Raw genomic sequence first — 10,075 nt, 5'->3', positions numbered from 1 at the left:
GTGTCGTCCTCGTCGTCGAGGTCGGCGTAGCGGGCTGCGTACTCCGCGTTGGGCTGCTGCTGTCGGGGCTGGTCGCCGGGGTCCTGGCGGTGCTGCTGGTCGGGCTGCCGCTGGCGGCCGCGCTGGCCCTGGCCGGGGTGCCGGTCGCCGCCTGGGAGCGGCGGCTGGTCCGCTTCCTGGACGGCGGACGGGTGCCGGACCCGCACCTCGTCCCCGGACAGCCGGGCCTGGCCGCCTGGGTGCGGCTGCGCTACCGCGAGCAGGCGACCTGGCGGGAGCTGGGCTTCGCGCTGCTGACCGCCTTCGTGCTCTGGCCGATCGACCTGGCGGTGGCCGGCTGCGCCCTCGCCGTGCCCGGGTGCCTGGTCGCGGCCCTGCCGCTGCTGCTCTGGGACGGCGAGCAGGTCAACGTGCTCAAGCTGGTCGTGGTGCACTCGCCGGCCGTGGCCGCCCTGCTCGGCCTGGTCGGACTGCTGCTGCTCCCGCTGCTCGCCTACCCGCTGGCCGTCCTGGCGGCCGCGCGGGCGGCGCTGGTCCGGCTGGTGCTGGCGCCGGGCGGACAGGAGCAGCGGATCGGTGAACTGGTGCGCTCCCGAGCCCGGTTGGTGGACGCCTTCGAGGCGGAGCGGCGCCGGATCGAGCGCGATCTGCACGACGGCGCCCAACAGCGGCTGGTGGCCCTGACCATGGCACTCGGGCTGGCCCGGCTGGACGCGCCGGCGGACGGGCCGCTGGCCGACCGGCTCGCCGAGGCACACCGGGAGGCGGGCGAAGTCCTGGCCGAACTACGGGAGTTGATCAACGGCATCCATCCGCAGGTGCTCACCGACCACGGCCTGCCGGAGGCCTGCGCGGACGCCGCCGACCGCTCGCCCGTCCCGGTCACCACCCGCTTCGCGCTGCCCGGCCGGCTGCCGGCCCCGGTCGAGTCGGCCGGCTACTTCGCCGTCACCGAGGCGCTCGCCAACCTCGTCAAGCACAGCCGAGCGAGCGCCGCGACGGTCGAAGGGCGGTACGCGGAGGGCCGGTTGACGATCGAGGTGACGGACGACGGCCACGGCGGCGCCGACCCGGCGCGCGGCACCGGACTGACCGGGCTGGCCGACCGGATCGCGGTGGTGCACGGCACACTGGCCGTCAGCAGTCCGCCCGGCGGACCGACCCTGGTGCGGGTGGAGATCCTCTGCGCCCCGATCGACGGAGGAGCGGCGTGACGACGAGTGGACCGGGGGCGGACGGCCTGCGGGTGGTGCTGGCCGAGGACGGCGTCCTGCTGCGCGAGGGCCTGATCGGCCTGCTGGCCCGGTTCGGGCACCGGGTGGTGGCCGCCGTCGGGGACGCCGAGGCGCTGCGCACGGCGGTCGAGGAGCACCGGCCGGACCTCGTGGTCACGGACGTGCGGATGCCGCCGGGCCAGAGCGACGAGGGGCTGCGGGCAGCCCTCGCGCTGCGCGAGCGCCACCCCGGGCTGCCCGTCCTGGTGCTCAGCCAGTACGTCCAGCACTCGTACGCGGCCCGGCTGTTGGAGGCTGGGGACGGCTCCGGGGTCGGCTACCTCCTGAAGGACCGGATCGGGCAGATCGAGGAGTTCGTGGCGGCCCTCGGAGCGGTGGCCGCCGGGGGCACGGTGGTGGACCCGGAGGTGGTGCGGCAGCTGCTGCGCCGCCGTCGCAGCCCGTTGGAGCGGCTCACCCCGCGCGAACGGGAGGTGCTGGCGCTGATGGCGCAGGGGCGGTCGAACGCGGCGATCTGCCGGGAGCTGGTGGTGTCGGACGCGGCGGTGAGCAAGCACATCGGCAACATCCTGCTGAAGCTGGACCTGCCGCCGGCCGAGGCGACCCACCGGCGGGTGCTGGCGGTGCTGGAGTTCCTCCGGGCGTGAGGGTGTGAGGGCGTGTGGGCGGGAGGGGCCGAGGGGCGAGGGCCGAGGGGCGAGGGCCGAGGGGCGAGGGCGGGCGAGCCGCCGCCCCGTCCGGGCCGCCCCGGCGCCGGTCCGGCGACCCTGATGATCCACCACCGCATCGCCCGACGGGAGGGGCGGTGCGGGCCTGGCCGCCCCTGAGCCGGGACGTGCACGGATCAGCCGGGGGGCCGAGGGCGGATCGTCCCGCGGGGCGATGGCCGGCGGGTGCCCGCGGCGGCAGCGTGGGGCGATGACGGAAAAACGAGAAGTGAGTGGACGTCAGTTCAGCTCGCGGGTACGGCGCTTCGCCTCGGCCGCGGTCGCGTTCGGGGTGGCCTCCGCGCTGCTGACGGCGCTCGTGCCCACCGCGGCGCAGGCCGCGGACGCCGACCCCGGGGCCGACCGGGGCGGCTGGACCGCGAAGATCAGCCGGACCGAGTACGGCGTCCCGCACGTCCTCGCCCGCGACTTCGGCGGCCTCGGCTACGGCTACGGCTACGCCTTCGCCCAGGACAACCTGTGCCAGCTCGCCGACCAGGTGGTCACCGTACGGGGCGAGCGCTCGCGCTGGTTCGGCCCGGACGGCGAGTCGGTCGACCGGGTGAGCAACCTGGTGAGCGACACCTACCAGCGGGGCGTGCAGCGCTCCGGGACGGTGCGGCGGCTGCTGGCCGCCCCCGCGCCGCTCGGCCCCACCGACGAGGCGCGGCAGCTGGTGGACGGCTACGTCGCCGGGTACAACCGCTACCTGCGCGACACCGGCTCCGACCACCTGCCGGACCCGTCCTGCCGGGGGAAGGGCTGGGTCGGGCCGATCACCGCGGACGACCTGTGGAACATCCTGCACGACGTCAACACCCTGATGGGCAGCGCCGCCGCCCAGCAGCAGATCGCCACGGCCGTGCCGGGCGCCTGGACCCCGCCGACACCCGGGGCGTCCGGAAGCGAGTCGGCGGCGGCCGTACCCCGGATCGCCGCTCCCGGCCGCACCGCCGACGACCCCGAACTGGGCAGCAACGCCTGGGCGATCGGCCGCGACGCCAGCCGCGACGGCACCGGCCTGCTGCTGGCCAACCCGCACCTCCAGTGGGCGGGCTCGCAGCGCTTCTACCAGGCCCAGCTGACCATCCCCGGCGTCCTGGACGTCGCCGGCGCCGGACTGTACGGCATCCCGTTCCTCCAGATCGGCCACACCCGCGGCCTCGCCTGGAGCCACACCACCAGCTACGCGGACCACTACACCCTCCACCGGCTGACCCTGGTGCCCGGCGACCCGACCGCGTACCTGGTGGACGGCAAGGTCGAGCGGATGAGCCAGGAGACCGTCATGGTCACCGTCCGGGCCGCCGACGGGACGCTCTCCACCGTCGACCGGACCGTCTACCGCTCCCGCCACGGCTACGTCCTCGCCGAGGGCTGGACCGGGGAGCAGGCCTTCACCCTCCGCGACGCCAACGCCGAGAACCTCCGCTCGCTGAGCCAGTGGGTGGCGATCGGCCGGGCCCAGAACCTCGACCAGCTGCGCCAGGCCCAGCGCACCTACCAGGGCCTGCCCTGGGTGTACACCACGGCCGTCGACGCCGGCGGCACCACCTGGTTCACCGACGCCTCCGCCGTCCCGCACCTGCCCGACGCCCAGCGCGAGCGCTGCGTGCTCCCGGCCCCCGGCGGCGCGCAGGTGCTGGACGGCTCGACCGGTGCCTGCGACCCGGGCAGCGACCCGGACGCGCTCGTGCCCGGCGTCTTCGGCCCCGCCAACCACCCGAGCCTGACCCGCACCGACTACGTCGCCAACGCCAACAACGGTCCGTACCTGACCAACGCGGACGCGCCGATCACCGGCCTGCCCGCGATCTACCAGGGCGCCTCCGCGCGGATGCTGCGCAGCCAGCTGAGCCTGCGGATGATCGCCGACCGCCGGGCCGGCACCGACGGCCTCGGCGCCCCCGGCTTCACCCTCGCCTCGCTCCAGGCGACGATGTTCGGCAACCGGGTGCAGAGCGCCGAGCTCGACCGCGACGACGCCGTGGCGCTGTGCCGCGCCCACCCGGAGATCGCGGCCTCCGACGGCACCCGGGTCGACGTGCGGGCGGCGTGCGGCGTGCTCGCGGCCTGGGACACCAGGGCCGACGCCGACAGCCGCGGCACCGTGCTCTGGCAGGCGTACCGGGACGCGCTGGCCGCGACCGGCACGACCGCCTGGCAGACCGTCCCGGCCGACCCGGCCCGGCCGCTGACCACCCCGCGCGGCATCGACGCGGCGAACCCCGCCGCCCAGCGCGCCCTGGCCGACGCGGTGCGGGGGCTGGCGGCCAGCGGCCTGCCGGTGGACGCCCAGACCGGCCTGGTCCAGCGCTGGGCGGGCATCCCGCTGCACGGCTGCTCCCACCAGCTGGGCTGCTTCAACGTGCTCACGGCGGGCCCCGACTCGGGGACCGGCGGCGGCACCTACCCGACGAACCTGGGCAGCGTCCCGCACGGCGGCACCTTCCTGATGGCCACCGAGCTGACCGACCGGGGCCCGCGCACCCGGACGCTGCTGACCTACGGCCAGTCCGCCGACCCGGCCTCGCCCCACTTCACCGACCAGACCCGGCTCTACGCCCGCAAGCAGTGGGTGACCGAGCGCTTCACGGAGGCCGAGATCCGCTCGGCGCCGGGGCTCTCCGTCACCGTCCTGCGGCGCTGACCCGCGGCCGGTCGTGCGACAGGGCCGCCGCCGCTCCCGGAGCGGCGGCGGCCCTCGCGCGCGCCCGAAACGTACCGATGCTCCGTCAGGTTCCCTTGTGCGGCGGGTTTCCAAGGCGGAAGGCCGGCCCCCGTTTCAGGTGACAGGATGTTAACCGGATCGGCACATCCTCCGACCCGGTAACGCTTTTGCCGTCACCATGCCCGTGCTTTACTTCCCCTTGACGCGTCGTCAGGTCGCCGGAGGCGTCGACGTGGCCCGGGCGCAGCACGCCCGCCACGGCCGCACCCTTCTGCCGGGGACACCTGGTCCCGACGTGCCTGCCCACCGCCCCGCCCGGACCACACCGGGAGGGTCACCGAAGGAGGCATCCACTCCCATGGAACCGCTCATCGACCGAGCCAGGGCGTTCCCGCAGCGCGCGGGGGACACCGGCCGGGAACTCACCGCACTCGCCGCGGGCCAGGCCCCGCAGGCGCTGTTCATCACCTGCTCCGACTCGCGCGTGGTGCCCGCCCTGATCACCAACGCCGACCCCGGGGACCTCTTCGAACTCCGCACCGCGGGCAACATCGTCCCCGCCTACCGGGCCGACGCCTCCTCGGGCGAGACCGCCACCGTCGAGTACGCCGTCGAGGTGCTCGGCGTGCGCGACATCGTGGTCTGCGGCCACTCGCACTGCGGCGCCGTCGGCGCCGTGGTCCGCGACGAGGACCTCAGCGTGGCGCCCGCCGTCCGCGCCTGGCTGCGCCACGCCGACCAGGCCGTGCTCCGCGCGGACGAGGCCGACGTGTTCGACCCGACGGTCGCGGGGCCCGTGCAGCGCCACGTCCTCAACCAGCTGGACCGGCTGCGCGGCTACCCGGCCGTCGCCCGCCGGCTGGACGCGGGGGAGATCCGGCTGCACGGCTGGTTCTACGAGATCCACACCGGGCTGGTGCTCGCCCACCGGCCCGACGCCGGGCTGTTCCTGCCGCTGTGACCGTCTCCGCAGCCCAGGGCCCCGACCGCCGCGGGCCGTCCGTCCCGCACCGCCCGACCGCCACCGTCCGTACCGACACCGCCCCGAGGACCCGATGACTCGTCGTCCCGCCCTCCGGCTGAGCACTCTGCGCGCCGACCTCCCCGCCTCCCTCGTCGTCTTCCTGGTCGCCCTCCCGCTCTGCGTGGGCGTCGCCGTCGCCTCCGGCGTCCCGGCCGAACTCGGCCTGGTCACCGGCATCGTCGGCGGCCTGGTGACCGGGCTGCTGCCCGGCAGCAGCCTCCAGGTCTCCGGCCCCGCCGCCGGCCTGACCGTGCTGGTCTTCGCCGCCGTCCAGGAGCACGGCCTCGCCACCCTGGGCGTCATCACCGCCGCCGCCGGCCTGCTCCAGCTCGCCATGGGCGCGGCCCGCCTCGGCCGGCTGTTCCGGGCGATCTCCGTCTCGGTCGTCCAGGGCATGCTCGCCGGGATCGGCCTGGTCCTGGTCGCCGGCCAGCTCTACGCGCTGGCCGACACCAAGGCGCCGGCCGACGGCCCCGCCAAACTCGCCGGAATCCCCGGACTGGTCGCCGACGTCGCCGGCCGGCCGCACGCGCTCGCCGCCGCCGCGGTCGGCGCCGGGACGGTCGCGGTCCTGCTGCTCTGGCCGCGGCTGCCCGCCCCGGTCCGGACGGTCCCCGCCCCGCTCGCCGCGGTGGCCGCCGCGACGGCCGTCACCGCGCTGCTCGACCTGCCCGTCGCCCGGGTCGAGGTGGCCGGCCTTGCCGACGTGATCGACCTGCCCGGCGGCTCCGACCTCGCGGCGCTCGGCAGCCTCGGCGTCCTCGGCACGGCCCTCGCGTTCGCGCTGATCGCCTCGGCCGAGACGCTGTTCAGCGCGGCCGCCGTCGACCGGCTGCACGAGGGGCCGCGCACCGACTACGACCGCGAACTGCTCGCCCAGGGCGTCGGCAACACCGTCTGCGGCCTGCTCGGCGCCCTGCCGATGACCGCCGTCATCGTCCGCAGCGCCGCCAACGTCCAGGCCGGCGCCCGCACCAAGGCCTCCCGGGTGCTCCACGGCGTGTGGCTGCTGCTCTTCGCGGCGCTGCTGCCCGCCGCCCTCTCCGCCATCCCGCTCGCCGCGCTGGCCGGCGTCCTGGTCCACGCCGGGGCCAAGCTGGTCCCGCTGCGCACCCTGCGGCCGCTGTGGCGGGCCGACCGGGGCGAGGCGGCGGTCCTGGCCGCCACGGCGGTCGCCATCGTGGTGACCAACCTGCTCGAAGGGGTGCTGCTCGGCCTGCTCCTCGCGGTGTTCAAGAGCGCCTGGGACACCTCCCACCTCCAGGTCGCGGTCACCGAACTGCCCGACGGGGCGGTCCGGGTGATCCTGCACGGCAACGCCACCTTCCTCCGGCTGCCCCGACTCCTGGAGACCCTCGAATCGCTGGAGGGGCTGCCCGCGGACCGTCCGGTGCGGCTCGACCTCGGCGGCGTGCGCCACCTCGACCACGCCTGCCGCAGCGCGCTCGAACTCTGGCAGGAGCGCCACAACCGCAACGGGTCCGCCGAACTCCTCGGCCTGCCCGCCGCGGTGGCCTGAGCCGAGGACGCCCGCGCCCCTCGCGCGCGAGGAGTGCGGGCGCCCGGTCGGGCCGCCGGCTACAGGGTGCGGCGCACCCCGGCCTGCTGCTCCAGCCGGTGCAGCTGGCCGGACAGCCCCGCGTGCATGGCGTCCCGCACCGGACCGTTGCGCCCGATCCAGAGGACCTCCCGGCCGCGCAGCTCCTCCAGCATCAGGGCGTAGGCCGCGTACATCGCGACCGCCGCGAGGAGCATGCCGAGCGCGCCGGCGACGTGGCCCAGGGCGGACACGCCGGTGACGCCGTGCAGGCCGGCGACGAAGTAGCGCGGCACGGCGATCATCAGGAGCACCCACAGCACCTTCTTCGGCCTGGCCACCGAGGCCATCAGGGCGGCGAAGACCGTGAACACCAGGTTCATCACGCCGAGCACCTTCGCCCCGCCGGGCGCATCGGTGGCCGTGACCAGGCCGTTGGCCAGCCAGGCGCCCGCGAACCCGCCCATCAGGGTCGCCGCGATGACGTCCCGGGCGCCGAACGCCAGGACGCTGACCAGCAGTTGGAGCACGAAGGCGGAGAAGACCGTGAGCGCCACGGCCTGCCGGTGCACACCGTCGATCAGGCCGAGCTGCAGGCTGCTGGTCACGGCGGAGGAGATGGCCACCGTGAAGAAGCCCAGGGGCATCGGCGAGGCGATCGGCCGCAGGGTGATCCGGGTCAGGGCGTGCGGGTCCGGCTCGGCCCCGGCTCCCGTTCCGGCTCCGGTACGGGCCGACGGATCCGGGCTCGCGGGCGGCTCCGTCCCGGGCACCGCCTGGCCCGGCTCGCGCACCTGCTCGTCGTCCCTCACCACTGCCACCATCATCTCGCTCCTCGCTCTCGGGACCCGGCGTCCTCGGGGCGGCCGCCGGCAGAGCGGCGGGCCGGATTCCCTTCGGAGGCTAGGAGCGCGGGCGCGGGCCGATTCGTCCCGGTGTGTACGGGGGCTGTCGTGTCCGTGCTCGCCGGGGCGCCCGGGCCCGGCGGCGGCCCCGAAGTGCGCTGCCGGGCAACCGGCCATGCGCTGCGAAGTCCGCCGGGCGCCGTCGGCTGCCTAGGTTTCGCTGGGTGGCCCGGCCGGGCCGCGAGCAGCCAAGGAAAGGCGGAACTCCCGTGCAGTTCGGGATATTCAGCGTCGGCGACGTCACGGTCGACCCGACCACCGGACGTGAGCCGACCGAGCACGAGCGGATCAAGGCGATCCTCGCCATCGCGCTCAAGGCCGAGGAGGTCGGCCTGGACGTCTTCGCGACCGGTGAGCACCACAACCCGCCGTTCGTCCCGTCCTCGCCGACGACCATGCTCGGCTGGATCGCGGCGAGGACCGAGCGGATCGTCCTCTCCACCTCGACCACGCTGATCACCACCAACGACCCGGTGAAGATCGCCGAGGACTACGCGATGCTGCAGCACGTCGCCGACGGCCGGGTCGACCTGATGCTCGGGCGCGGGAACACCGGCCCGGTCTACCCGTGGTTCGGCCAGGACATCCGCCAGGGCATCCCGCTCGCACTGGAGAACTACGCGCTGCTGCGCCGGCTCTGGCGCGAGGACGTGGTCGACTGGGAAGGCCGCTTCCGCACCCCGCTGCAGTCCTTCACCGCCACCCCGCGCCCGCTGGACGGCGTGCCGCCGTTCGTCTGGCACGGCTCGATCCGCAGCCCGGAGATCGCCGAGCAGGCCGCCTACTACGGGGACGGCTTCTTCCACAACAACATCTTCTGGCCCCAGGAGCACACCCGGCGGATGGTCGAGCTCTACCGGAGCCGCTTCGCCCACCACGGTCACGGCACGCCGGAGCAGGCGATCGTCGGCCTCGGCGGGCAGGTGTTCATGCGGAAGAACTCCCAGGACGCCGTACGGGAGTTCCGTCCGTACTTCGACAACGCGCCGGTGTACGGGCACGGGCCCTCGCTGGAGGAGTTCACCGAGCAGACCCCGCTGACCGTGGGCAGCCCCCAGCAGGTCATCGAGCGCACCCTCGGCTTCCGCGAGGCCGTCGGCGACTACCAGCGCCAGCTGTTCCTGATGGACCACGCCGGCCTGCCGCTGAAGACGGTGCTGGAGCAGCTGGACATCCTCGGCGAGGAGGTCGTGCCGGTGCTGCGCGCGGAGTTCGCCAAGGGCCGGCCCGCGAGCGTCCCCGACGCCCCCACCCACGCCGCACTCCGGGACGCCGCCCCCGCCGCCGCCCCCGCCGCCGTCCCCGCCGCCGCCGACGTCCGGGGCGACGCCCCCGCCACCTCCTGACCAGGACGGAGCCCTCCATGGAACCGACCTCGCCGATCACGCTCGCCGTGGTCTCGGGCGGGCTCAGCCAGCCCTCGTCGACCCGCCTGCTGGCGGACCGCCTCGCCGAGGCCGCCGTCGCCCGGCTGGCCGCCGCCGGCCGTGAGGCGCAGGTGCGCCTGCACGAACTGCGCCCGCTGGCCACCCCCGTCTCGCACCACCTGCTCTCCGGGTTCCCCTCCCCGGCCCTGGGCGACGCGCTGGAGGAGGTGAGCACGGCCGACGCGCTGATCGCCGTCTCCCCGATCTTCTCCGCCTCCTACAGCGGCCTGTTCAAGTCCTTCTTCGACCTGCTCGACCCCGGCGCCCTGGCGGGCAAGCCGGTGCTGATCGGGGCGACGGGCGGCACCGCGCGCCACTCCCTGGCCCTGGACCACGCGATGCGCCCGCTCTTCGCGTACCAGCGCGCGCTCGTCGCTCCGACCGCCGTCTTCGCGGCCTCCGAGGACTGGGGCGGGACGGGCGACGCGCACACCGACAGCCTGCCGGCGCGGATCGAACGCGCCGGGGGAGAGCTCGCGGCGCTGGTCCTCACCGCGGCGGCGGAGCCGCGGCCCGCCGCCGGCCCCGCGGTGCCACCCGCCGCGCTCAGCCCGCACAGACGCAGCGGC

Annotated in this window: 8 protein-coding genes; 7 read left to right on the top strand and 1 reads right to left on the bottom strand. The window is 75.4% G+C overall.

All coding sequences use genetic code 11. The features are described from left to right. Positions 1-53 precede the first annotated feature (53 nt). From ABZW03_RS29535 to ABZW03_RS29515, 5 genes are all read left to right on the top strand, one after another. Entirely contained in the window at positions 54-1,214 is a 1,161-nt protein-coding gene (locus ABZW03_RS29535; protein WP_355264799.1) for a sensor domain-containing protein, read from the top strand. Positions 1,215-1,249: 35 nt separating this feature from the next. After that, on the top strand, positions 1,250-1,882 hold the full coding sequence (locus ABZW03_RS29530) for a response regulator transcription factor (protein ID WP_355264796.1): 633 nt from the start codon (positions 1,250-1,252) through the stop codon (positions 1,880-1,882). A gap of 289 nt (positions 1,883-2,171) precedes the next feature. Then, positions 2,172-4,592 carry a penicillin acylase family protein gene (locus ABZW03_RS29525; protein ID WP_355264793.1) on the top strand — a complete coding sequence of 807 codons (2,421 nt, stop codon included), beginning with the start codon at positions 2,172-2,174 and terminating at the stop codon, positions 4,590-4,592. A gap of 379 nt (positions 4,593-4,971) precedes the next feature. Then, positions 4,972-5,574: a carbonic anhydrase gene (locus tag ABZW03_RS29520; protein ID WP_355264790.1), complete on the top strand. Its 603-nt coding sequence runs from the start codon at positions 4,972-4,974 to the stop codon at positions 5,572-5,574. Between the two features lie 94 nt (positions 5,575-5,668). Next, a complete protein-coding gene (locus tag ABZW03_RS29515; protein ID WP_355264787.1) occupies positions 5,669-7,156 on the top strand; it encodes a SulP family inorganic anion transporter in 1,488 nt (495 codons plus the stop codon). Positions 7,157-7,215: 59 nt separating this feature from the next. On the opposite strand, the gene ABZW03_RS29510 is transcribed toward ABZW03_RS29515, so the two are convergent. Continuing rightward, positions 7,216-8,001, bottom strand: a complete 786-nt coding sequence (locus ABZW03_RS29510) for a GPR1/FUN34/YaaH family transporter (protein ID WP_355264784.1) — start codon at positions 7,999-8,001, stop codon at positions 7,216-7,218. Between the two features lie 287 nt (positions 8,002-8,288). On the opposite strand from ABZW03_RS29510, the gene ABZW03_RS29505 reads away from it, so the two are divergent. Both ABZW03_RS29505 and ABZW03_RS29500 read left to right on the top strand, forming a co-directional pair. After that, complete coding sequence (locus ABZW03_RS29505; protein ID WP_355264781.1) at positions 8,289-9,425, top strand: LLM class flavin-dependent oxidoreductase; 1,137 nt, start codon at positions 8,289-8,291, stop codon at positions 9,423-9,425. A gap of 17 nt (positions 9,426-9,442) precedes the next feature. Beyond that, positions 9,443-10,075 (top strand): CE1759 family FMN reductase (locus ABZW03_RS29500; protein ID WP_355264778.1); only part of this gene is annotated, 633 nt, incomplete at its 3' end.

The organism is Kitasatospora sp. NPDC004799, assembly GCF_040609095.1.
GTDB lineage: Bacteria > Actinomycetota > Actinomycetes > Streptomycetales > Streptomycetaceae > Kitasatospora.
Note: the sequence above shows the minus strand (reverse complement) of the source record. Positions and strands in the feature narration are given on the sequence as shown.

Coding starts and splice junctions, on each gene's coding strand:
- ABZW03_RS29520 (WP_355264790.1), top strand. CDS start 4,972: ATGGAACCGCTCATCGACCGAGCCAGGGCGTTCCCGCAGCGCGCGGGG.
- ABZW03_RS29515 (WP_355264787.1), top strand. CDS start 5,669: ATGACTCGTCGTCCCGCCCTCCGGCTGAGCACTCTGCGCGCCGACCTC.
- ABZW03_RS29510 (WP_355264784.1), bottom strand. CDS start 8,001: ATGATGGTGGCAGTGGTGAGGGACGACGAGCAGGTGCGCGAGCCGGGC.